The organism is Saccharopolyspora erythraea (genome assembly GCF_018141105.1).
Classification (GTDB): Bacteria; Actinomycetota; Actinomycetes; order Mycobacteriales; family Pseudonocardiaceae; genus Saccharopolyspora_D; species Saccharopolyspora_D erythraea_A.
The window spans coordinates 6,555,004-6,578,340 of the sequence record NZ_CP054839.1 but is presented as its reverse complement, the minus strand read 5'-3'; the positions used below and the strand labels follow the sequence as shown (position 1 = coordinate 6,578,340).

The window sequence follows — 23,337 nt, the reverse complement described above, 5'->3', positions numbered from 1 at the left end:
TAATCATCCGTATGACAGTTCGGGTGGCGGTTGCGGGTGCGAGCGGCTACGCGGGCGGGGAACTCCTGCGCCTGTTGCTGTCGCACCCCGAGGTCGAGATCGGCGCGCTCACGGCGGGCGGCAACGCGGGCAGCGAGCTGGGTGCGCACCACCCGAACCTGCTGCCGCTGGCCGACCGCGTGCTGGCCGACACCACGACCGCGCAGCTCAGCGGCCACGACGTCGTCTTCCTGGCGCTGCCGCACGGCCACTCGGCCGCCATCGCCGCCGAGCTCGGCGACGACACCGTGGTCATCGACTGCGGCGCCGACCACCGGCTCAACGACCCGACCGACTGGGCCCGCTGGTACGGCGGCGAGCACCCCGGCACCTGGCCCTACGGCGTCCCGGAGCTGCCCGGGCTGCGGCAGCGGCTCACCGGCGCCCGCCGGGTGGCGGTGCCCGGCTGCTTCCCGACCGTCTCGTCGCTGACCATCGCGCCCGCGCTGGCGGCGGGCCTGGTCGACCCCGAGGTCGTCGTGGTCGCGGTCACCGGCACCTCCGGCGCCGGGCGGGCGCTCAAGCCGCACCTGCTCTCCGCCGAGGTCATGGGCTCGGCCAGCGTCTACGGCGTGGGCGGCGCGCACCGCCACACCCCCGAGCTGATCCAGAACCTCAGCGCCGCGGGCGGCGAGCCGGTGCGGGTGTCCTTCACGCCGGTGCTGGCCCCGATGGCGCGTGGCATCCTGGCCACGTGCAGCGCCGCGCTGCGCGCCGACACCGACGCCGAAGCGGTCCGCAAGGTCTACCTCGACGCCTACGGCGACGAGCCCTTCGTGCACGTGCTGCCCGAAGGCACCTGGCCGCAGACCTCCGCGACGCTGGGCGCCAACACGGTGCACCTGCAGGTCACCGTCGACCCCGACGCGGGCCGCCTGGTCGCCGTCGGCGCGGTCGACAACCTCACCAAGGGCACCGCGGGCGGAGCCGTGCAGTGCATGAACCTCGCGCTCGGCCTGCCGGAGAGCACGGGCCTGCCGCTGGTGGGGGTGGCGCCGTGACCGGATTCGACCTGCGGCTGCACCCCGAACGGCTCGCGGTCGGTCTGGTGCCCGCGCACGCCAACATCGCGCTCACCGGCGGCACCGCCGCGATCCACGGCACGCTGACGACCGAGGCGGGCCGCACGGTGGTCTTCCCGTACAGCCTCGCCGAGGACGCCGGACCCGACATCCGCGTGGAAGGCCCGTTCGTGGCGCTGGAGGTCGCCGGCCCGCTGGACTTCTCGCTGACCGGCGTCCTGGTCGGCCTGCTGACCCCGCTGGCCGACGCCGGCATCAGCGTGTTCACGCTGTCGACCTTCGACACCGACTGGATCCTCGTCCCGGCCGACGACGCCGAGGCCGCGGCCAAGGCGCTCACCGCCGCCGGGCACTCGGTCCGCACCGAGCCCGGCGGCACCCGCGCGGGCGGATCGCAGGAGCCGCACCACCCGACCTCAGACAGCGCCCAACACACCGAGGAGCAGCGATGAGCGTGACCGGTCCAGCCGGTTTCCGTGCGGCCGGGGTGGCCGCGGGCATCAAGTCCGGCGGCGCCCTGGACCTGGCGCTGGTGGTCAACGACGGCCCGGCGAGCGCCGCGGCCGGGGTGTTCACCACCAACAGGGTCAAGGCGGCACCGGTGCTGTGGTCGCAGCAGGTCCTCCAGGAGCGGCGGCTGCGCGCGGTCGTGCTGAACTCCGGCGGCGCCAACGCCTGCACCGGTCCGGAAGGCTTCCAGGACACCCACGCCACCGCCGAGAAGGTCGCCGACGTGCTCGGCGTCGGCGCGATCGACGTCGCGGTGTGCTCCACCGGCCTGATCGGCGAGCGGCTGCCGATGGACGCCGTGCTCTCCGGCGTCGAGACCGCCGCCAAGGCGCTCGACGGCACCGGGCAGGCCGCCTCCGACGCCGCCGGCGCCGTGCTCACCACCGACAGCCGGGCCAAGCAGGCGCTGGCCACCGGGGACGGCTGGTCGGTCGGCGGCTTCGCCAAGGGCGCCGGGATGCTCGCGCCGAACATGGCCACCATGCTCAGCGTGCTGACCACCGACGCGGTGATCGGCGGCGACGACCTGGAACGGGCGCTGCGCGAGGCCAGCCGCGTCACCTTCGGCAGGCTCGACGTCGACGGGGGCACCTCGACAAACGACACCGTCCTGGTGCTGGCCTCGGGCGCCTCCGGCGTCGAGGTCTCCGCCGAGGACTTCACCCCGGTGCTGACCGAGGTCTGCACCGACCTCGTGCGCCAGCTGCAGGCCGACGCCGAAGGCGCGACCAAGGCCGTCGACATCACCGTGCGCGGCGCGCTCAGCGAGGACGACGCCGTCCACATCGGACGCACCATCGCCGAGGACAACCTGGTCAAGACCGCGCTGTTCGGTTCGGACCCGAACTGGGGCCGGATCGCGATGGCGCTCGGCCGCTCCGGGGTGGACATCGAGGCCGACAAGGTCGAGATCGCCGCCAACGGCGTCACCCTGTTCGCCGGCGGTACACGGGCCCGCGACCGCAGCGAGGCCGACCTGTCCGGCCGCGACATCGAGATCGTGGTGGACCTGCACCTGGGCGGGCACCAGGCCACGATCCTGACCACCGACCTGTCGCACGGCTACGTCGAAGAGAACAGCGCGTACTCGTCATGACCGAGAACCCCGTGAGCGACCGGCTGTCGACCGCCGCGGAGAAGGCCAGCGTGCTCATAGAGGCCCTCCCGTGGCTGCGGCGCTTCCACGGCGCCACCGTCGTGGTCAAGTACGGCGGCAACGCCATGATCGACGACGAGCTCAAGGCCGCCTTCGCCCAGGACATGGTGTTCCTGCGGCTGGCGGGCCTGCACCCGGTCGTCGTGCACGGCGGCGGACCGCAGATCACCTCGATGCTCGAACGCCTCGGCATGCAGGGCGAGTTCCGCGGCGGGCTGCGGGTCACCACGCCGGAGACGATGGACGTGGTCCGGATGGTGCTGTTCGGCCAGGTCGGCCGCGAGCTCGTCGGCCTGATCAACCAGCACGGCCCGCACGCGGTCGGCATGTCCGGGGAGGACGCCGGGCTGTTCACCGCCAGGCGCCGCACCGCCACCGTCGACGGCGAGGCCGTCGACGTCGGCCTGGTCGGCGACGTGGTGTCGGTCAACCCCGACGCCGTGCTCGACCTGATCCGCGCAGGCCGCATCCCGGTGGTCTCCACCATCGCCCCGGACCCCGACGGCGTCGTGCACAACGTCAACGCCGACACCGCCGCCGGAGCGCTGGCGGAGGCCCTCGGAGCGGAGAAGCTCGTGGTGCTCACCGACGTCGAAGGTCTCTACACCGACTGGCCCGACAGGTCGTCGCTGGTGACCAGGCTCGACGCCGACGAGCTCGAGGCGCTGCTGCCGGGGCTGGCCTCCGGGATGGTGCCGAAGATGGAGGCATGCCTGCGGGCGGTGCGCGGCGGGGTGCCGCGCGCCCACGTCATCGACGGCAGGCTCGCGCACTCGGTCCTGCTCGAAGTGTTCACCAGCGCGGGCGTGGGCACGATGGTGCTGCCCGCCGGAACGGGGGAGAAGTGATGACTGGCAACACCGACGGCGGGCAGCGCTGGCAGTCGTCCATGATGGACAACTACGGCACCCCGAAGCTGACCCTGGTCAGCGGATCGGGCTGCGAGGTCACCGACGCCGACGGGCGCACCTACCTGGACCTGGTCAGCGGCATCGCGGTCAACGCGCTCGGCCACTGCCACCCGGCGGTCGTCCAGGCGATCGGCGACCAGGCCGCCCGGCTCGGCCACGTCTCCAACTTCTACGCCCACGACGGCGGCCTGAAGCTCGCCGAGGAACTGCTCGACCTCGCCGGGCTCACCGGCCAGGGCCGCGTCCTGTTCTGCAACTCCGGCGCGGAGGCCAACGAGACCGCGTTCAAGATCTCCCGGCTCACCGGCAGGACCAAGGTGGTCGCCACCGACGGCGGTTTCCACGGCCGCACCATGGGCGCGCTCGCGCTGACCGGCCAGCCCGCCAAGCGGGCCCCCTTCGAACCGATGCCCGCCGGCGTCGAGCACGTGCCCTACGGCGACGTCGCGGCGCTGGAGTCCGCCGTGGACGACACCACCGCGGCGGTGTTCCTCGAACCCATCCAGGGCGAGAACGGCGTCATCGTCCCGCCGGAGGGCTACCTGCAGGCCGCGCGGGAGATCACCAGCCGCAACGGCGCCCTGCTGGTCGTCGACGAGGTGCAGACCGGCATCGGCCGCACCGGATCGTGGTTCGCCTTCCAGCGCGCGGGCATCGTCCCGGACGTGATCACGTTGGCCAAGGGCCTCGGCGGCGGCCTGCCGATCGGCGCCTGCATCGGCATCGGCCCGGTGGGCGACCTGCTGCGCCCCGGCATGCACGGCACCACCTTCGGCGGCAGCCCGATCGCCTGCGCCGCCGCGCTGGCGGTGCTGCGCACCATCGCCTCCGAAGGGCTGCTCGAACACGTCGACCGGATGGGCAAGGACCTCACCGCCGGAATCCAGGCGCTGGGCCACCCGCTGGTCGGCGAGGTCCGAGGCGCGGGCCTGCTGATCGGCATCGGCCTGACCCGCCCGGTGGCCGCCGACGTCGCGGCCCGCGCGCTCGAGGCCGGCTACCTGGTCAACTCGGTCCAGCCCGACGCGCTCCGGCTCTGCCCGCCGCTGGTGATCCAGCCCCAGCAGGTCCAGCGGCTGCTGGCCGACCTGCCCGCTCTGCTCGAGGTGACCAAGTGACTCTGAGGCATTTCCTCCGCGACGACGATCTCAGCCCGGCCGAACAGGCCGAGGTGCTCGACCTGGCGGCCGAGCTGAAGGCCGACCCGCTCGGCTGCGACGCGCTGGCCGGTCCGAAGTCGGTGGCGGTGATCTTCGAGAAGAACTCCACCCGCACCCGGCTGTCCTTCGAGGTCGGCATCCGCCAGCTCGGCGGCCAGCCGATCGTGGTCGACGGGCGGATGATGCAGCTCGGCCGCGAGGAGACCATCGAGGACACCTCCCGGGTGCTGTCCCGCTACGTCGACGCCGTGGTGTGGCGGACCTTCGCCCAGGCCAGGATCGACTCCATGGCCTCGGCCTCGACGGTGCCGGTGGTCAACGCGCTCACCGACGAGTTCCACCCCTGCCAGGTGCTGGCCGACCTGCAGACCGTCCGGGAACGCCACGGCGACCTCGCCGGGCTCACCCTCACCTACCTCGGCGACGGCGCCAACAACATGGCGAACTCGCTGCTGGTCGGCGGTGCGACCGCGGGCATGCACGTGCGCGTCAGCGCCCCCGAGGGTTTCGCGCCCGCCGACTGGGTGCTCGACGCGGCCAAGAAGCGCGCCGCCGAGACCGGCGGTTCGGTGGCGGTGTTCACCGAGCCGAAGCCGTCGGTCGAGGGCGCCGACGTGCTGGTGACCGACTCGTGGACCTCGATGGGCCAGGAGAACGACGGCAAGGACCGGGTCAGCCCGTTCCGGCCGTTCCAGGTCAACACCGACCTGCTGGCCGCGACCGGCAAGCCCGCCGCCAGCGTCCTGCACTGCCTGCCCGCCCACCGCGGCTGGGAGATCACCGACGAGGTCATCGACGGCCCGGCCAGCGCGGTGTTCGACGAGGCGGAGAACCGCCTGCACGCCCAGAAGGCGCTGCTGACCTGGCTGGTGCGACGACTGTGACCACCCGGGTGGCGCGGCAGGCCCGCATCGTGGAGCTGGTGTCGTCCATGGGCGTGCGCAGCCAGACGGAGCTGGCCAAGCTGTTGGCCGGTGACGGGATCGAGGTGACGCAGGCGACGTTGTCGCGGGATCTCGACGAGTTGGGTGCGGTGAAGCTGCGCGGCCCGGACGGTGGTGCCGCGGTGTATGTCATTCCGGAGGACGGCAGTCCGGTGCGTGGTGTGCAGGGCGGGACGTCGCGGTTGAGCCGGTTGCTGGCTGAGCTGCTGGTCAGCGCCGACGGCTCGGGCAACCTCACCGTCCTGCGGACCCCGCCGGGTGCGGCACAGTTCCTGGCCAGTGCGATCGACCGTTCGGCGCTGCTGGAGGTCGTCGGCTCGATCGCGGGTGATGACACGGTGATGGTCATCGCCAGGGAGCCGTTGACCGGGCTTGATCTGGCCGAACGCTTCACCACCATGGCAGCCGGAGAACGCGAGGCGAGCGGCCCGTAGGCCGTGCAGATCCAAACCGAAACCCACGTACGACGACTGAGGAACCCACCGTGACGCAGCAAGACGGCGGCCAGGCCGGCCAGGCAGGGCCCACCAAGCTCTGGGGCGGCCGCTTCGCCTCCGGCCCGGCCGAGGCGATGGCCGCGCTGAGCCTGTCGACGCACTTCGACTGGCGCCTGGCGCCCTACGACATCGCCGGTTCGCGCGCCCACGCCAGGGTGCTGCACAAGGCGGGACTGCTCACCGCCGACGAGCTCGAACGCATGCTGGCCGGACTGGACGTGCTGGCCGCCGACGTCGAGTCCGGCGCCTTCCAGCCGGTGATCGACGACGAGGACGTGCACACCGCCCTCGAACGCGGCCTGCTGGAGCGCGTCGGCCCCGAGCTCGGCGGCAAGCTGCGGGCAGGCCGGTCGCGCAACGACCAGGTCGCCACGCTCTTCCGGATGTGGCTGCGCGACGCGGTGCGACGCGTCACCTCCGGCGTGCTCGACGTCGTCGACGCCCTCACCGCCCAGGCCGCGGCCCACCCCGACGCGGTGCTGCCGGGCCGCACGCACCTCCAGCACGCGCAGCCGGTGCTGCTCGCACACCACCTGCTCGCGCACTGCCAGTCGCTGCTGCGCGACGTCAGCCGCCTGCGCGACTGGGACGCCCGCACCGCGTTCTCGCCCTACGGCTCCGGTGCACTGGCGGGCTCCTCGCTCGGGCTCGACCCGCAGGCCGTCGCGGCCGAGCTCGGCTTCGACGGCGGCGCGGTCGACAACTCCATCGACGGCACGGCCTCGCGCGACTTCGCAGCCGAGGCGGCGTTCTGCCTGGCGATGCTCGGGGTGAACCTGTCCAGGGTCGCCGAGGAAGTGATCATCTGGAACACCGCCGAGTTCGGCTACGTCACGCTCGACGACGCCTGGGCGACCGGCAGCTCGATCATGCCGCAGAAGAAGAACCCCGACGTCGCCGAGCTCGCCCGCGGCAAGTCCGGACGGCTGGTCGGCAACCTCACCGGCCTGCTGGCCACCCTCAAGGCGCAGCCGCTTGCCTACAACCGCGACCTGCAGGAGGACAAGGAGCCCGTCTTCGACTCCGTCGAGCAGCTCGACCTCCTGCTCCCGGCGATGGCGGGCATGCTCGGCACGCTGACCTTCCACACCGAGCGGCTCGCCGAGCTGGCACCGGCGGGCTTCACCCTCGCCACCGACATCGCCGAGTGGCTGGTGCGCCAGGGCGTGCCGTTCCGCGTCGCGCACGAGGCGTCGGGGGAGTGCGTGCGCAAGGCCGAGTCGCGGGGCGTCGGGCTCGACGAGCTCACCGACGCCGAACTGGCCGCCGCGCACCCGGCGCTGACGCCTCAGGTGCGAGAGGTACTCACCGTCGGCGGCTCGATCGCCTCCCGCGACGCGCACGGCGGCACCGCCCCGGCCAGGGTCGCCGAGCAGCGGGAACGCGTCGTGGCCACCGTCGCCGGCCATCGGCAGTGGCTGGCCGGCTGATCAGGACGGGTAACCTCTACGCACGTGAGCCAGGTGGAACGCGACGAACTCGCGCACGACCCGCTGTGGGTGGCGCGGCGGCTGCTGGGCTGCGAACTGCGCTCGGCCAGCCCCGAGGGTGAGGTCCGCGTCCGCCTGGTCGAGGTCGAGTCCTACCGCGGCGGTGACGATCCGGCGTCGCACTGCTACCGCGGCCGGACCGAGCGCAACGCCGTGATGTTCGGCCCCGCCGGGCACCTCTACGTCTACTTCGTCTACGGCATGCACTTCTGCATCAACGTGGTGTGCCTGACCGACGGGGTGCCCGGCGCGGTGCTGCTCCGCGCGGGTGAGATCACCGCCGGACACGATCTCGCCCGCCGCCGCAGGCCCGCGGTGCGCAAGGACACCCAGCTCGCCAGCGGCCCGGCCCGGCTGGCCAGCGTCCTCGGCATCACCCGGGACCACAACGGCATCGACCTCACCGCCCCCGACTCGCCGATCCGCCTGCACAACGGTCACCCGGTCGACGAGGACGACGTGCGCACCGGCCCGCGCGTGGGCGTGGCCTCCGCGATGGACCTGCCGTGGCGCTCCTGGGTGGACGGCTCGCCCGCGGTCAGCTCCTACCGGCGCGGCGGCCGCCGACGGCCCCGCGAGCGGGCGTAACGCGCACCGCGAGGCGGGGACCGGGCGTTATCGCGCTTGCGCGCATGCAGCAGAATTGCACGCGTGAGCGAGCACATCCTTGACGACCTGTCCTGGCGCGGCCTGATCGCGCAGTCCACCGACCTCGACACCCTCCGGTCCGAGCTCGACGCCGGCCCGCTCACGCTCTATGCCGGCTTCGACCCCACCGGGCCGAGCCTGCACGCCGGGCACCTGATCCCGATCCTGACCCTGCGCCGCTTCCAGCAGGCCGGCCACCGGCCGGTCGTGCTCGCCGGCGGCGCGACCGGGCTGATCGGTGACCCGCGCGATGTCGGCGAGCGCAACCTCCACGACGCCGACACCGTCGTGGAGTGGACTGAGCGCATCAGGCGCCAGCTGTCGGCGTTCGTGGACTTCGACGACACCCCGACCGGCGCGATCATGGCCAACAACGCCGACTGGACCGCCGATCTGTCGGTGACGGCCTTCCTGCGCGACATCGGCAAGCACTTCTCGATCAACACCATGCTGGCCAGGGAGACCGTGCGCAGGCGCCTGGAGACCGACGGCATCTCCTACACCGAGTTCAGCTACATGCTGTTGCAGGCCAACGACTACGTCGAGCTGCACCGCAGGCACGGCACCAGCCTCCAGCTCGGCGGGTCGGACCAGTGGGGCAACATCATCGCCGGTGTCGACCTGGTCCGGAAGCAGAACGGCGCCGCCGTGCACGCCCTGACGCTGCCGCTGGTCACCGACGCGGAAGGGCGCAAGTTCGGCAAGTCCACCGGCGGCGGCAACGTCTGGCTCGACCCGTCGATGACCTCGCCGTACGCCTGGTACCAGTACTTCGTCAACGCCGCAGACGCCGACGTCGCCAAGTACCTCCGACTGTTCACCTTCCTGTCCCGGGAGGAGATCGAGGAGCTGGAGCGCACCACGGCCGAGAAGCCCCAGCTGCGCGCCGGCCAGCGCAGGCTCGCCGAGGAGCTGACCACCCTGGTGCACGGCGAGCAGCAGACGCGCCAGGTCGTCATGGCCAGCCAGGCCCTGTTCGGCCGCGGCGAGCTGCGGGACCTCGACGAGCCGACGCTCGACGCCGCGATGGCGGAGGTGCCCACCGGCGAGGTCAACCTCTCCGACGGCCCGACGATCGTGGAACTGCTCGTGGAGACCGGCCTCGTGGCGGGACGCGGCGCGGCCCGCCGCACCATCAACGAGGGCGGCGCCTACGTCAACAACAGCAAAATCGCAGATGAGACGTGGTCCCCGTCGAAGGAGGACCTGCTGCACGGCCGCTGGCTGGTAGTGCGCCGTGGCAAGCGTCACACTGCGGGCGCAAAGGTGTTGCACTAACCTGGAGGCAGCGCCGGAAACGGTCATTGACCTGCGGCTTTAGCCGGGTCGGATCGCTTCGGGCGCTGCTTCGAGCCGATTTGACTCCGTGTTCATCGGCGCGTAAATTACTTCATGTCAGCGCGGAACGGGCCGGACAGAAACGGGCCGGGCACTGACGGGGGTTGCGAACCAAGCTCCTGCCTTCGGGTGGTAGAGTGGGCGGCCTCGAAACACAAAGTGAGCTTTTGTTAGCTTGACTGGTGTTCACAACTCCATGCAGTGGCTCGAGGGTTTTGGTCGGGTTCGAGCGGGGTGCGCGGAAGTGACCCCCCTGAAAACGCCGGAATTGAGTGCTGCTAGTGTGGTGAACACAAGCGAGAGGAAATGCTCCCCGGAGCTTCGCGGCCTGAAATTGGGTCGGGGTGATGGTGTGGGTGTGTTCTTTGAGAACTCAACAGCGTGCCGATGATTTAGGTTAGTGTAGTTTTTATGCCCCTGAATCTCGTGGATGACCAGGGTTTTTGTGGTTGTTTGTCGGGGTTTGGTGGTTTCTTTGAGTATGGCGCTCCGACCCTGTGGGGTTGTTTGAGTGTCTGCTGGGATTGTTTTCGACAGTCATTGTTGGAGAGTTTGATCCTGGCTCAGGACGAACGCTGGCGGCGTGCTTAACACATGCAAGTCGAACGCTGAAGCATCTTCGGGTGTGGATGAGTGGCGAACGGGTGAGTAACACGTGGGTAATCTGCCCTGCACTCTGGGATAAGCCCGGGAAACTGGGTCTAATACCGGATAGGACACATGGCTGCATGGTCTGTGTGTGGAAAGTTCCGGCGGTGCAGGATGAGCCCGCGGCCTATCAGCTTGTTGGTGGGGTGATGGCCTACCAAGGCGACGACGGGTAGCCGGCCTGAGAGGGTGACCGGCCACACTGGGACTGAGACACGGCCCAGACTCCTACGGGAGGCAGCAGTGGGGAATCTTGCGCAATGGGCGAAAGCCTGACGCAGCAACGCCGCGTGGGGGATGACGGCCTTCGGGTTGTAAACCTCTTTCGACATCGACGAAGCCTTCGGGTGACGGTAGGTGTAGAAGAAGCACCGGCTAACTACGTGCCAGCAGCCGCGGTAATACGTAGGGTGCGAGCGTTGTCCGGATTTATTGGGCGTAAAGAGCTCGTAGGCGGTTTGTCGCGTCGTTCGTGAAAACTGGAGGCTTAACCTTCAGCTTGCGGTCGATACGGGCAGACTTGAGTTCGGTAGGGGAGACTGGAATTCCTGGTGTAGCGGTGAAATGCGCAGATATCAGGAGGAACACCGGTGGCGAAGGCGGGTCTCTGGGCCGATACTGACGCTGAGGAGCGAAAGCGTGGGGAGCGAACAGGATTAGATACCCTGGTAGTCCACGCCGTAAACGTTGGGCGCTAGGTGTGGGGACTGTTTCCACGGTTCCTGTGCCGTAGCTAACGCATTAAGCGCCCCGCCTGGGGAGTACGGCCGCAAGGCTAAAACTCAAAGGAATTGACGGGGGCCCGCACAAGCGGCGGAGCATGTGGATTAATTCGATGCAACGCGAAGAACCTTACCTGGGTTTGACATGCACTAGATTGCCTCAGAGATGGGGTTTCCCTTGTGGTTGGTGTACAGGTGGTGCATGGCTGTCGTCAGCTCGTGTCGTGAGATGTTGGGTTAAGTCCCGCAACGAGCGCAACCCTTATCCTGTGTTGCCAGCACGTAATGGTGGGGACTCGCGGGAGACTGCCGGGGTCAACTCGGAGGAAGGTGGGGATGACGTCAAGTCATCATGCCCCTTATGTCCAGGGCTTCACACATGCTACAATGGCCGGTACAGAGGGTTGCGATACTGTGAGGTGGAGCGAATCCCTTAAAGCTGGTCTCAGTTCGGATCGGGGTCTGCAACTCGACCCCGTGAAGTCGGAGTCGCTAGTAATCGCAGATCAGCATTGCTGCGGTGAATACGTTCCCGGGCCTTGTACACACCGCCCGTCACGTCATGAAAGTCGGTAACACCCGAAGCCCATGGCCCAACCCTTTGTGGGGGGGAGTGGTCGAAGGTGGGACTGGCGATTGGGACGAAGTCGTAACAAGGTAGCCGTACCGGAAGGTGCGGCTGGATCACCTCCTTTCTAAGGAGCAGCATTCACTTCCATCGAACTGAGTTCGGTGGGGTGTCCGCAGCGTAGTGCCCGTGTGTGGTGCTGTTGTGGGTGCTCGGAGGATTAGTGGAAACGCTGACCGTTCACCAATGTTGTGTGTGTTGGTGTGGAGGTTGTTGGCACGTTGTTGGGTCCTGAGGGAACACGCTTGTGTGTTGTCTTCTGGTTGTTGTTTGAGAACTGTATAGTGGATGCGAGCATCTTTGTGGCCAAGTTTGAAAGGGCACATGGTGGATGCCTTGGCACCAGGAGCCGATGAAGGACGTGGGAGGCTGCGATATGCCTCGGGGAGTTGTCAACCGAGCTGTGATCCGAGGATGTCCGAATGGGGAAACCCAGCCCGAGTGATGTCGGGTTACCAGCATCTGAATGTATAGGGTGTTGGGGGGAACGCGGGGAAGTGAAACATCTTAGTACCCGTAGGAAGAGAAAACACTGGTGATTCCGTGAGTAGTGGCGAGCGAAAGCGGAGGAGGCTAAACCGTGCATGTGGGATACCTGGCAGGGGTTGCGTGTGCGGTGTTGTGGGGCGCTGCTGGAGGAGGCTGCTGACTCTTCAGCGTGTGTGTGTTGGTTAGTTGAACAGGTTGGGATGCCTGGCCGGAGTGGGTGAGAGTCCCGTAGGCGAAAATCGATGCACTGCGTGTGGTGGTGTTCCCGAGTAGCAGCGTTTCCGTGGAGGGCGCTGTGAATCTGGCGGGACCACTCGCTAAGCCTAAATACTTCCTGGTGACCGATAGCGGATAGTACCGTGAGGGAATGGTGAAAAGTACCCCGGGAGGGGAGTGAAAGAGTTCCTGAAACCGTGTGCCTACAATCCGTCAGAGCCTTTGGGTGATGGCGTGCCTTTTGAAGAATGAGCCTGCGAGTTGCTGCTGCGTGGCGAGGTTAACCCGTGTGTGGGGTAGCCGGAGCGAAAGCGAGTCTGAAGAGGGCGTTGAGTCGCGTGGTGCAGACCCGAAGCGGGGTGATCTACCCATGGCCAGGGTGAAGCGCGGGTAAGACCGTGTGGAGGCCCGAACCCACCAGGGTTGAAAACCTGGGGGATGAGTTGTGGGTAGGGGTGAAAGGCCAATCAAACTCCGTGATAGCTGGTTCTCCCCGAAATGCATTTAGGTGCAGCGTTGCGTGTTTCCCGGGTGGGGTAGAGCACTGGTTGGCTGATGGGCCCTATCAGGTTACTGACGTCAGCCAAACTCCGAATACGCCTTGGGTGAAGCGTGGCAGTGAGACGGCGGGGGAGAAGCTTCGTCGTCGAGAGGGAAACAGCCCAGAACACCGGCTAAGGCCCCTAAGTGTGTGCTTAGTGGGAAAGGATGTGGGATCGCTGAGACAACCAGGAGGTTGGCTTAGAAGCAGCCATCCTTGAAAGAGTGCGTAATAGCTCACTGGTCAAGTGGTCCTGCGCCGACAATGTAGCGGGGCTGAAGTACACCGCCGAAGCCGTGTCAATGCGACTGATGTTGTGTTGGGTAGGGGAGCGTCCTGCATGCAGTGAAGTGCCGCCGTAAGGTTGGTGTGGAGTGTGTGGGAGTGAGAATGCAGGCATGAGTAGCGAGTGCAGAGTGAGAATCTCTGCCGCCGGATGACTAAGGGTTCCTGGGGCAGGTTCGTCCGCCCAGGGTGAGTCGGGGCCTAAGGCGAGGCCGACAGGCGTAGTCGATGGATAACGGGTTGATATTCCCGTACCCGTGCATATGCGTCCATGGTGAAACGGTTGAGACTAACCATCCGCTGGCTGTGTGAGTTTTCGGACGAGCATGGTTGGTGCATGGGACCTGATTCCGCGGTAGTCAAGTGATGGGGTGACGCAGGAGGGTAGCTCTGCCAGTGAGTGGTAGTACTGGTGTAAGCCTGTAGCCCGGTGTGTAGGTAAATCCGCATGCCATAGGGGTGAGGGGTGATGCGTAGCCGTGGTGGTGAAGTGAGTGATCCCATGCTGCCGAGAAAAGCCTCTAGCGAGTGTGTGCATGGCCCGTACCCGAAACCGACACAGGTGGTCAGGTAGAGTATACCGAGGCGGTCGGGTGAACTGTGGTTAAGGAATTCGGCAAAATGCCCCCGTAACTTCGGGAGAAGGGGGGCCATTGCTGGTGAACGTCCGTGCGGCGGGAGCTGGTGGTGGCCGCAGAGGCCAGGGAGAAGCGACTGTTTATTAAAAACACAGGTCCGTGCGAAGTCGTAAGACGATGTATACGGACTGACGCCTGCCCGGTGCTGGAACGTTAAGAGGACCCGTTAGCCCCTTTGGGGGTGAAGCGGAGAATTTAAGCGCCAGTAAACGGCGGTGGTAACTATAACCATCCTAAGGTAGCGAAATTCCTTGTCGGGTAAGTTCCGACCTGCACGAATGGCGTAACGACTTCTCCGCTGTCTCGACCACAGGCCCGGTGAAATTGCAGTACGAGTAAAGATGCTCGTTTCGCGCGGCAGGACGGAAAGACCCCGGGACCTTTACTATAGCTTGGTATTGGTGTTTGGTTCGGCTTGTGTAGGATAGGTGGGAGACTGGGAAGCGCTCACGCTAGTGGGTGTGGAGTCGTTGTTGAAATACCACTCTGGTCGTTCTGGGCATCTTAACCTCGGGCCCTGATCGGGTTCAGGGACAGTGCCTGGTGGGTAGTTTAACTGGGGCGGTTGCCTCCTAAAGGGTAACGGAGGCGCCCAAAGGTTCCCTCAGCCTGGTTGGCAATCAGGTGTTGAGTGTAAGTGTATAAGGGAGCTTGACTGTGAGACTGACGGGTCGAGCAGGTGCGAAAGCAGGGACTAGTGATCCGGCACTGGCTGGTGGAAGCGGTGTCGCTCAACGGATAAAAGGTACCCCGGGGATAACAGGCTGATCTTGCCCAAGAGTCCATATCGACGGCATGGTTTGGCACCTCGATGTCGGCTCGTCGCATCCTGGGGCTGGAGTTGGTCCCAAGGGTTGGGCTGTTCGCCCATTAAAGCGGCACGCGAGCTGGGTTTAGAACGTCGTGAGACAGTTCGGTCCCTATCCGCCGCGCGCGTAGGAGACTTGCGGAAGGCTGTCCCTAGTACGAGAGGACCGGGACGGACGGACCTCTGGTGTGCCAGTTGTCCCGCCAGGGGCATGGCTGGTTGGCTATGTTCGGAAGGGATAACCGCTGAAAGCATCTAAGCGGGAAGCCTGTTCCTAGATGAGGTCTCCCTCCCCTTTGTGGGTTAAGGCCCCCAAGAGATGATTGGGTTGATAGGCTCGACATGGAAGTCCAGTAATGGATGGAGTGGACGGGTACTAATAGGCCGAGGACTTGTTCACAAAGGTTGCTGCGCATCCACTATACGGTGTCTGAAACAACAATCAGGCACATAATTGAATGGTCTGTGATGGACCCTTGAGGTTTCCCGCCTGCACGTGGGTGTGTGGTGGGGTGGGGTTTGTCGGTGGCGATAGCGGTGGGGAAACGCCCGGTCCCTTTCCGAACCCGGAAGCTAAGCCTGCCAGCGCCGATGGTACTGCACTCGACAGGGTGTGGGAGAGTAGGACACCGCCGACAATTCGCGAGGAAGTAGGGGCCGGTCGGCCCGTCCCAGCGGGGACGCAACTGGCCGGCCCCTATTTTCGTGCGCATATTCGATCAAAAGCACTGCAAGTCATCCGTACCGGCACGTGATCTGACGTGGCCGGGACCCGCCGCGACCCGCTTCCGCGTGGGTTTACGCTGGTGGGAGTCAGTTTCACAGCGTTCAGGAGGTCCGGTGTCCGGTTCCGACGACAGGCACGGCGGGTTCCGCCGTGGGGCCGGTTCCGGCCGAGGCGGCCAAGGTGGCCGCGAAGGCTACGGCAATCGCAGCTCCGGCGGCGGGCGCGGCGGTGGCGCCCCGCGCCGAGACCGAGAAGGCGGCGGACCCCAGCGCTGGTCCGGTGACCGCGACAACCGCGGTGGACGGGACCGGTTCGAGAACCGCGGCGGACAGGACCGCCGGTCGGGCGGATACCGCGACGACCGGGGCGGCCAGCGCGGCGGCTCCGGATACGGACGCGACCGCTTCGGCGAAAACCGCAAGCCCTACGGCCGCTCGAACGACAGGACCCCACGCGACGACCGCGGCCCCGGCGACCGTGACGGTGGCTTCCGAGGCGGACGTTTCTCCGACGACCGCCGCCGCCCTGGCGGCGACCGTGGTGACGACCGCCGCGGTGGCCCGCGCGGAGACCGCTCCGGCGGCCGGCAGGACAACCGTCGCGATTTCGGTGACCGCCGAGACTTCGGCGGGCGTCCGCGCCGCGACGACTGGAAGCGCGACGCCCGACCCGCACGCCGCTTCGATCGCGATGACAGGCGAGGTGGCGACGACCGCAAGGACCGCGCCCGTTTCGACGACCGTGGTGGCAAGGCCCGTTTCGACGACCGTGGTGGCAAATCCCGCTTCGACGATCGTCGCGACAAGCCCCGTTTTGACGACCGTGGAGGGCGCCCCCGGTTCGATGACCGAGGGGACAAGCCTCGCTTCGACAAGCGCGGAGACAAGCCCCGCTTCGATGACAGGGGCGACCGCCCGCGTTCCGACGACCGTCGTGACCGTCGTCAGTTCGACGACCGCCGCGACAAGCCGCGTTTCGACGACCGTCGTGAGGGCCCCCGCCGGGATCGCGGCAGGGACTTCAGCGGCCCGCGCGACAGCAGGCGTGACGACGACCGCCGTGACGACAGGCGTAATGACGGTCCCAGGCAGGGCGGCCGCCGCTATGACGAGCGTCGTGACGACTTCCGCAGCGGCAACCGCAACGACGAGCGCCGTCAGGGCGACCGCCCCCGCGGCGACCGGGGCGACCGCCGACGCGACGACCGTCCCCGTGACGACCGTGCCCGTGACGACCGTCGCCGTGACGATCGCCGCCGCGATGACCGGGGCCAGACCGACCGGCCCCGCCACGACCGCCCTCGCGATGACCGGCCCCGCCAAGGCGACCGGTTCGACCGCGGCAGGGGTGGACGCCCCGGCGACGATCGGCGCCGTCCGGACGATCGGCGAGGCCGCCACGACGACCGCACTCCACGCGGTCGCGACGACCGTCCGCGCCGAGACGAAGCCCCCCGTGAGCAGAAGGCTCCCGAGCAGCCCGAGGAAGCCGCGGTTCAGGAGAACCAGGAACCCGAGCTTCCCGAGGGCGCGACCCCGTCGGAACTGCATGGTGACGTCAGGCGTGACCTGCGTTCCCTGCCCAAGGGGCTCGCGGACAAGGTCGCTGCGCATCTCGTCGCCGCTGGCCAGTTGATCGACAGCGAGCCCGAGCAGGCCCTCGCGCACGCCCGCTACGCGCGGCACCGCGCCTCGCGGATCGCGTCCGTCCGGGAGGCCAACGGGCTCACCGCCTACCAGATGGGCGAGTGGAGCGAGGCGCTGTCGGAGCTGCGTGCCGCGCGCCGGATGGCCGGCGGCCCCGGCCACGTCGCGATCCTGGCCGACTGCGAGCGCGCACTCGGCCGCCCCGAGCGCGCCATCGAACTCACCCGGAGCCCAGAGGCGGCCCAGTTGGAAGGTGCGGACGCCGTCGAGCTCCGCATCGTCGCCGCGGGAGCCCGCCGCGACCTCGGCGAGATCGAGGCTTCAGTGGTGAGCCTCCAGATCCCGGAGCTGGACCCGCAGCGCCAGGAGCCCTGGAGCGCTCGGCTGTTCTACGCCTACGCCGACAACCTGCTCGCGGCCGAGCGGACCCAGGAAGCATTCACCTGGTTCGTCCACGCCGCACACGCCGACGACGAGGGCGAGACCGACGCCCCCGAGCGCCTCGACGAGCTGGTCGTGCTGCTCGGCGGCCCGGAGATGATCGAGGACCTGGTCAGCGAAGCCGAGGCCCAGGAGTCCGGAGTCGACGGACTCGAGGTCGACGAGTCCGAAGCCGAGGACTCCGGCATTGAGCAGGCCGAGCTGGAGACGTCCGTGACAGCCGTAACCGAGCGGGAATCGGCCGAGGTGGACCAGCTCACCGGTCCGCAGGACACCGCCCGCCACGACGGCGGTGTCGAGCAAGGCACGCAGGCTGCGGAGTCCAGCGCCGTCGACCAGGACGACGAAGCCGTGGTGGGCGATGCCGATGCCGACAAGGGCGTCGACGCAGACGAGGGCAACGCCCCTCCCGCCGCGGAAGCGCCAATCGAGACCAGCGACGTAGAAGCGGACGACAGCGCCGCTGGCGAGGACAAGATCAACGAGGCGGACGAGGTCGCTGCGGACGGCGACACGACTGTGGACGAGCGAGAAACAGCAGCGGCAGGAGTAGCAGCTGAGCCGGTAGTGGGGCCTGAGCAGTCCGAGCAGCTGAGCGAGGTTGCCGCGACCGCCGAGGGGGACGTCCCGCCGACCGAGAGCGAGAAGCGGGACCGGACGCCGGGAGACGTCGAAGCGCCGTGAGTGAGACGTTGCTCGACGGACACGACGTGGTCCTTCTCGACCTCGACGGCACGGTGTACCGAGGGGGCGAACTCGTCCCCTCGGCCGCCGGGTCCGTTCAGTACGTGCGGGGGCGCGGGGTCAAGGTCCGGTTCGTCACCAACAACGCAGCCAAGAGCCCGCAGGCGGTCGCGGACCACCTGGTCCAACTGGGGCTCCCGACCGAGCCGGTCGAGGTGAGCACCAGTTCGCAAGCGGGCGCGGCAGTCCTCGCAGACAGCCTGCCTACCGGCGCGAAGGTCCTGGTGGTCGGTACAGCCGCCCTCGAGTCCGAAGTGGACAAGGTCGGGCTGGTTCCCGTTCGCGAGGTCGCCGAGGAGCCGGTCGCCGTGGTGCAGGGACATTCCCCCGACACCGCGTGGAAGAACCTCGCCGAGGCGTGCCTGGCCATCCGCGCGGGCGCGCTGTGGGTGGCGTGCAACGAGGACGTCACACTGCCGACCGAGCGGGGTGAGCTGCCCGGCAACGGGGCGATGGTCGCCGCGCTCAAGGCCGCCACCGGCCAGTCGCCGACGGTGGCGGGCAAGCCGGAAAGGCCGTTGCTGGACAACGCCGTCGCATCCGCAGGGGGCACCCGGGCGCTGATGGTCGGTGACCGGCTCGACACCGACATCGCGGGTGCCGTCCGGGCCGGGATGACCTCGCTCATGGTGCTCACCGGCGTGCACACGCCCGCCGACCTGCTCGCTGCCGGGCCGGACAAGCGACCCGACCACGTCGCCGCCGATCTCAGCGCGCTGCACCGGCCGGGCGCGGAGTCGGCCATCGCCGAACAGCCGGAGTGGAAGGTCCGGGTGGACGACACCGGCCTCGAACTCGCATCCAACTCCGGCAAGGACGATCCGCTCGGTGCCCTGCGCACCATGTGCGCGGTGCGCTGGCGGCAGGGTTCTGGCGCGGTCGTCGTCCGAGGCGCCGATCCGCACGCGGACTCCGCTCTCAGGACACTCGGGTTGCGCTGACGAAGTACACGGCCAGGCTGCGGTGTCCCGGCGTGGACATTCCGCTAGCGTGGACATGTCGACGCAGGGACGCGTGCGGCATGATCGATGGGAGCGGGAGCAAATGGCCTCTCCAGGACGGTTCGACGGCGCTTCGGCACCGAATCCGGCGATGTTCGCGGCGCAGGTCCAGGGTGACGACGGCCAGGCCGCGGTGCAGGCGATCGAAGCCGCCCTGTCCAGGCTCGACGAGGTCGGTGACCTTCCGGTGCCCGAGCACGTCGAGCGCTTCGAAGCAGTGCACACCGCGCTCACCGACGCCCTGAGCAAGGCCGACAACCCGCATTCCGGAACCAACGGCAACGGGAGCTGAGCAGTGCCACGCAAGGCGCGGTTGGACGCCGAACTCGTTCGACGCGGACTCGCCCGGTCCAGGGAGCACGCTTCCGAACTGGTCGCGGCGGGCAGGGTGAGCGTGCGCGGAATGGTCGCGCGCAAGCCCGCCACGGCGGTCGAGCTCGACGCCCCCGTGCTGGTCGCCGAGGACGTCGACGATCCGGGCTGGGCCTCCCGTGGTGCGCACAAGCTCCTCGGCGCCCTGGAGGCGTTCGAGCCGGAAGGTCTGCGCGTAGATGGTCGCCGGTGCCTCGACGCGGGCGCCTCCACGGGCGGCTTCACCGACGTGCTCCTGCGGCGCGGCGCCAAGGAGGTCGTGGCGGTCGACGTCGGATATGGCCAGCTCGTCTGGAAGCTGCAAACCGACGAACGGGTCAAGATCCACGACCGCACCAACGTGCGCTCCCTGACCCCGGAGGAGATCTGCGGCCAGGTCGAACTGGTCGTCGCCGACCTGTCGTTCATCTCGCTGAAGCTCGTCCTGCCCGCGCTGATCGCGTGCGCGGCGGAGGGAGCCGACATCGTCCCGATGATCAAACCGCAGTTCGAGGTGGGCAAGCAGCGTCTCGGCTCGGGCGGGGTCGTGCGTGATCCCGATCTCCGCGCCGACGCGGTGCTCGAGGTGGTGCGCTTCGCCGAGAACAGCGGCCTCGGCCTCGGCGGGGTCGTGGCAAGTCCGCTGCCGGGCCCGTCCGGCAACGTCGAGTACTTCGCATGGCTGCGTGTCGGCGAAGGAGCAGACGCGGTGGACGCTGACGAACTCGTCGCCGAGGCGGTGCGCAGGGGGCCGCAGACCGCGGCCAAAGGCGTCGACAACGACGTGACCAAGGCGAGCAAGCAGTGGTGAGGGAGTGACCCTTGACCCGAGAGTTGCTGTTGGTGGTGCACACCGGCAAGCAGTACAACCTGCGGACCGCTGAGAAGGTCGCAGGCCAGCTCCTCGGTGCGGGCATACGGGTGCGCGTGCTCGCCGAGGAGGCCGCGGACCTCGACCCGGCCTGCTACACCCAGGTGGTGAAGACCGGCCCGCTGTCCGCCAAGGGCACTGAGCTCGTCCTGGTCCTCGGCGGCGACGGCACGCTGCTGCGCGCCGCCGAGCTGGCGCGGATGGCGCGGGTCCCGGTGTTCGGGGTGAACCTCGGCAGGGTCGGGTTCCTGGCCGGGGCCGACTCCGACGCGCTCGACGAGGCGGTGAACGCCGTGGTCGAGGGCCGCTACCACGTCGAGGAGCGGATGACCGTGGAGATCACCGCCTCCCTCAACGGTGAGATCCTCGCCACCACCTGGGCGCTCAACGAGGCCAGCGTCGAGAAGAGCAGCCGCGAGCGCATCCTCGACGTGGTCATCGAGGTCGACGGCCACCCGGTTTCGGCGTTCGGTTGCGACGGTGTGCTGTGCTCGACCCCCACCGGCTCCACCGCGTACGCGTTCTCGGCAGGCGGACCCGTGGTCTGGCCGGAGGTGCAGGCCCTGCTGGTCGTGCCCAGCAACGCGCACGCGCTCTTCTCCCGCCCGCTCGTCGTCTCGAGGGATTCGCTGGTCGCCCTGGAGATCGCGCAGAACGGCCACGACGCGGTCCTGTGCTGCGACGGACAACGTCACTTCGACCTTCCTGCCGGGGCCCGTGTGGAGGTCGTCGCCGGCAACACCCCTGTCCGCCTGGTTCGCCTGCACGACACGGCGTTCACCGACCGGCTGGTGGGCAAGTTCGAGCTCCCGGTGCAGGGCTGGCGCGGGCCGGTGACGGACTGACGACCCCTCGAATGCGCTCTGACTACTGAGAACGGCGAGACCGGCGGTGCGCGAGGCCCTGGCCGACTGATCGCTCCGCTCGCCCGAAACGCGTTGATCGGGCTGGCGGCGCCCCGTCCGAATGACGGTGCGGCTAGGGTGCTTGGTGTGTTGGCGGAGATGCGCATCCAGGGCCTGGGCGTCATCGACGACGCTACGCTCGAACTTCACCCGGGTCTGACGGTTGTCACCGGCGAGACCGGTGCGGGCAAGACGATGGTGGTCACCGGGCTCCACCTGCTCGGCGGTGGCCGGGCGGACGCGTCGCGGGTTCGTTCCGGATCTCCGCGCGCGGTGGTCGAGGGCCGGTTCGAGACGACGCCGGAGTCGCCGGCCGCGAAGGTCGCTCGTGACGCCGGAGCGGATCCGGACGAGGACGGCAGCCTGATCGCGGTCCGCAACGTCAACGCGGACGGCCGCTCCCGAGCGCATCTCGGTGGCCGCTCGGTGCCCAACGCCGTGCTCTCCGAACTCGCCGAGCAGGTTCTCGCGGTGCACGGGCAGAACGACCAGCTCCGGCTGTTGCGCGGGGGAGAGCAACGCGCGGTCCTCGACCGCTTCGCGGGCGACCCCGTACTCCGTCCGCTGGCCGACTACCAGCGCACCCGCGCCGAATGGGCCGAAGCGGTCCGGGAGATCACCGAGCGCACCGAGCGCTCGCGGGAGCTGGCCCGGGAGGCCGACCTGCTCCGCCACGGGCTGTCCGAGATCGACGCCGTCGCCCCGGAGCCCGGTGAGGACACCGCGCTGGTCGACGAGGCCCGTCGGCTCGCCGACGTCGACCAGCTCCGGGAGATCGCCACGGGCGCGCAGCACGCGCTGAGCGGCGCCGTCGACGGAGACCCGGATGCACCCGGCGCGATGGGACTGATCGGAGATGCCCGACGCCGTCTCGGTGGCGCTGAGGACCCCGTGCTCAGGGAGATGGAGCCGAGGGTGGCCGAGGCGGCTGCCGTGCTGGCCGACGTCGGAACCGAGCTCGGCGGTTACCTGGACCGGCTCGACGCCGACCCGGCGCGGCTGGAGCAGGTGCTCGCACGGCAGGCGGAGCTCAAGCAGCTGACGAAGAAGTACGCGGCCGACATCGACGGCGTGCTGGAATGGGCCGAAGACGCCCGGCAGCGACTGTCCGGGATGGACACCTCCGACGAGGCGCTGGCCGCGCTCGCGGCGCGCCGCGACGAGCTGGCCGTCGAGGTCGCCGAGCACGCGCAGCTCGTGTCGGCGGCACGTGCCGAGGCGGCGGTGCGGCTGGCCGGCGCGGTGACCGGTGAGCTGGTCGGCCTCGCCATGTCGCAGGCCCGGCTGGAGGTCGTCGTGCGTCCGAGGGAGACCGACGACTCCGACGCGTCGGCGCTGACCGTGGACGGCCGGACGGTGCATGCCGGTCCGGACGGGGTGGACGAGGTGGAGCTGCAGTTGGTGGCGCACTCGGGCGCCCCCGCGTTGCCCATCCACAAGGGTGCCTCCGGTGGTGAGCTCTCGCGCGTGATGCTCGGCCTGGAAGTCGTGCTCGCCGACGCCGACACGGTGCCGACGCTGGTGTTCGACGAGGTCGACGCGGGTGTCGGCGGGCGCGCGGCGGTGGAGATCGGCCGCCGTCTCGCTCGCCTGGCGCGGACCCACCAGGTCATCGTGGTGACCCACCTCCCGCAGGTGGCCGCGTACGCCGACCGCCACCTGGTGGTGGACAAGGGCGCGAGCGACGGCGGGCTGACGCGCAGCGACGTGCGCACCGTCGCCGACGAGGAGCGGGTCGCCGAACTGGCCCGGATGCTCGCCGGCCTCGACTCCACCGAGACCGGCCGTGCGCACGCCGAGGAGCTGCTCGCCACCGCGAGCTCGCACAAGTCGCGCGACGGCTGGACGGAGAACGGCGAGAGGTCCGGACGACGTACGAAGAAGACCACGGCGCGCAGCCGAAGTTGACCAGGCGCAGAGCCGTTCGATCGCGTTGACAATGGGACAGACGGCGTAGTTTT

The 23,337-nt window shown here is 68.5% G+C and carries 17 protein-coding genes and 3 rRNA genes; 19 read left to right on the top strand and 1 reads right to left on the bottom strand.

What is annotated here, in order from left to right:
• Positions 1-11: 11 nt before the first annotated feature.
• The 13 genes from argC (at position 12) to rrf (ending at position 15,328) form a co-directional block, all read left to right on the top strand.
• Positions 12-1,040 (top strand): N-acetyl-gamma-glutamyl-phosphate reductase, encoded by a 1,029-nt coding sequence (gene argC / locus HUO13_RS29360; RefSeq protein WP_211898213.1) that lies wholly within the window; start codon positions 12-14, stop codon positions 1,038-1,040.
• Positions 1,037-1,513 carry an ACT domain-containing protein gene (locus HUO13_RS29355; RefSeq protein ID WP_211898212.1) on the top strand — a complete coding sequence of 159 codons (477 nt, stop codon included), beginning with the start codon at positions 1,037-1,039 and terminating at the stop codon, positions 1,511-1,513. The genes argC and HUO13_RS29355 overlap by 4 nt, the downstream gene beginning before the upstream one ends.
• A complete protein-coding gene (argJ, locus tag HUO13_RS29350; protein WP_211898211.1) occupies positions 1,510-2,667 on the top strand; it encodes a bifunctional glutamate N-acetyltransferase/amino-acid acetyltransferase ArgJ in 1,158 nt (385 codons plus the stop codon). The genes HUO13_RS29355 and argJ overlap by 4 nt, the downstream gene beginning before the upstream one ends.
• Positions 2,664-3,575, top strand: a complete 912-nt coding sequence (gene argB / locus HUO13_RS29345; protein ID WP_211898210.1) for an acetylglutamate kinase — start codon at positions 2,664-2,666, stop codon at positions 3,573-3,575. Before argJ ends, argB begins: the two co-directional genes overlap by 4 nt.
• On the top strand, positions 3,575-4,756 hold the full coding sequence (locus HUO13_RS29340) for an acetylornithine transaminase (protein ID WP_211898209.1): 1,182 nt from the start codon (positions 3,575-3,577) through the stop codon (positions 4,754-4,756). The genes argB and HUO13_RS29340 overlap by 1 nt, the downstream gene beginning before the upstream one ends.
• Positions 4,753-5,682, top strand: a complete 930-nt coding sequence (gene argF, locus HUO13_RS29335; RefSeq protein ID WP_211898208.1) for an ornithine carbamoyltransferase — start codon at positions 4,753-4,755, stop codon at positions 5,680-5,682. Before HUO13_RS29340 ends, argF begins: the two co-directional genes overlap by 4 nt.
• Positions 5,679-6,176: an arginine repressor gene (locus HUO13_RS29330; RefSeq protein ID WP_211898207.1), complete on the top strand. Its 498-nt coding sequence runs from the start codon at positions 5,679-5,681 to the stop codon at positions 6,174-6,176. The genes argF and HUO13_RS29330 overlap by 4 nt, the downstream gene beginning before the upstream one ends.
• 50 nt (positions 6,177-6,226) lie before the next feature.
• Entirely contained in the window at positions 6,227-7,669 is a 1,443-nt protein-coding gene (gene argH, locus HUO13_RS29325; RefSeq protein WP_211898206.1) for an argininosuccinate lyase, read from the top strand.
• A gap of 24 nt (positions 7,670-7,693) precedes the next feature.
• Complete coding sequence (locus HUO13_RS29320) at positions 7,694-8,317, top strand: DNA-3-methyladenine glycosylase (RefSeq protein WP_211898205.1); 624 nt, start codon at positions 7,694-7,696, stop codon at positions 8,315-8,317.
• A 63-nt stretch (positions 8,318-8,380) separates the two neighbouring features.
• Positions 8,381-9,655 carry a tyrosine--tRNA ligase gene (tyrS, locus tag HUO13_RS29315; RefSeq protein ID WP_211898204.1) on the top strand — a complete coding sequence of 425 codons (1,275 nt, stop codon included), beginning with the start codon at positions 8,381-8,383 and terminating at the stop codon, positions 9,653-9,655.
• A gap of 600 nt (positions 9,656-10,255) precedes the next feature.
• Positions 10,256-11,780: ribosomal RNA gene (locus HUO13_RS29310) — 16S ribosomal RNA — on the top strand.
• 237 nt (positions 11,781-12,017) lie between these two features.
• Positions 12,018-15,090: ribosomal RNA gene (locus HUO13_RS29305) — 23S ribosomal RNA — on the top strand.
• Positions 15,091-15,211: 121 nt separating this feature from the next.
• Positions 15,212-15,328: ribosomal RNA gene (gene rrf / locus HUO13_RS29300) — 5S ribosomal RNA — on the top strand.
• The 16S, 23S and 5S rRNA genes sit together here, the layout of an rRNA operon.
• A 190-nt stretch (positions 15,329-15,518) precedes the next feature.
• Here rrf and HUO13_RS29295 read toward each other — a convergent pair.
• Entirely contained in the window at positions 15,519-17,084 is a 1,566-nt protein-coding gene (locus HUO13_RS29295; RefSeq protein WP_211898203.1) for a hypothetical protein, read from the bottom strand.
• On the opposite strand from HUO13_RS29295, the gene HUO13_RS29290 reads away from it, so the two are divergent.
• The 6 genes from HUO13_RS29290 to recN all read left to right on the top strand — a co-directional run bounded on the left by HUO13_RS29290 (position 17,049) and on the right by recN (position 23,284).
• Complete coding sequence (locus HUO13_RS29290; RefSeq protein WP_249124161.1) at positions 17,049-18,188, top strand: hypothetical protein; 1,140 nt, start codon at positions 17,049-17,051, stop codon at positions 18,186-18,188. The genes HUO13_RS29295 and HUO13_RS29290 overlap by 36 nt on opposite strands.
• Positions 18,185-19,189: an HAD-IIA family hydrolase gene (locus tag HUO13_RS29285; protein WP_211898202.1), complete on the top strand. Its 1,005-nt coding sequence runs from the start codon at positions 18,185-18,187 to the stop codon at positions 19,187-19,189. Before HUO13_RS29290 ends, HUO13_RS29285 begins: the two co-directional genes overlap by 4 nt.
• A gap of 103 nt (positions 19,190-19,292) precedes the next feature.
• Positions 19,293-19,541 (top strand): hypothetical protein, encoded by a 249-nt coding sequence (locus HUO13_RS29280; RefSeq protein ID WP_432757777.1) that lies wholly within the window; start codon positions 19,293-19,295, stop codon positions 19,539-19,541.
• Positions 19,542-19,544: 3 nt separating this feature from the next.
• On the top strand, positions 19,545-20,411 hold the full coding sequence (locus HUO13_RS29275; protein ID WP_211898201.1) for a TlyA family RNA methyltransferase: 867 nt from the start codon (positions 19,545-19,547) through the stop codon (positions 20,409-20,411).
• Positions 20,412-20,422: 11 nt separating this feature from the next.
• Positions 20,423-21,316, top strand: coding sequence for an NAD kinase (locus tag HUO13_RS29270; RefSeq protein ID WP_211898200.1), 894 nt, complete (start codon positions 20,423-20,425; stop codon positions 21,314-21,316).
• Between the two features lie 147 nt (positions 21,317-21,463).
• Complete coding sequence (recN, locus tag HUO13_RS29265; protein ID WP_211898199.1) at positions 21,464-23,284, top strand: DNA repair protein RecN; 1,821 nt, start codon at positions 21,464-21,466, stop codon at positions 23,282-23,284.
• Positions 23,285-23,337 lie beyond the last annotated feature (53 nt).

Excerpts from the sequence above, each read along its gene's own strand:
- argC (WP_211898213.1), top strand. The coding sequence starts at position 12 with ATGACAGTTCGGGTGGCGGTTGCGGGTGCGAGCGGCTACGCGGGCGGG.
- argJ (WP_211898211.1), top strand. The coding sequence starts at position 1,510 with ATGAGCGTGACCGGTCCAGCCGGTTTCCGTGCGGCCGGGGTGGCCGCG.
- argB (WP_211898210.1), top strand. The coding sequence starts at position 2,664 with ATGACCGAGAACCCCGTGAGCGACCGGCTGTCGACCGCCGCGGAGAAG.
- HUO13_RS29340 (WP_211898209.1), top strand. The coding sequence starts at position 3,575 with ATGACTGGCAACACCGACGGCGGGCAGCGCTGGCAGTCGTCCATGATG.
- HUO13_RS29280 (WP_432757777.1), top strand. The coding sequence starts at position 19,293 with ATGGCCTCTCCAGGACGGTTCGACGGCGCTTCGGCACCGAATCCGGCG.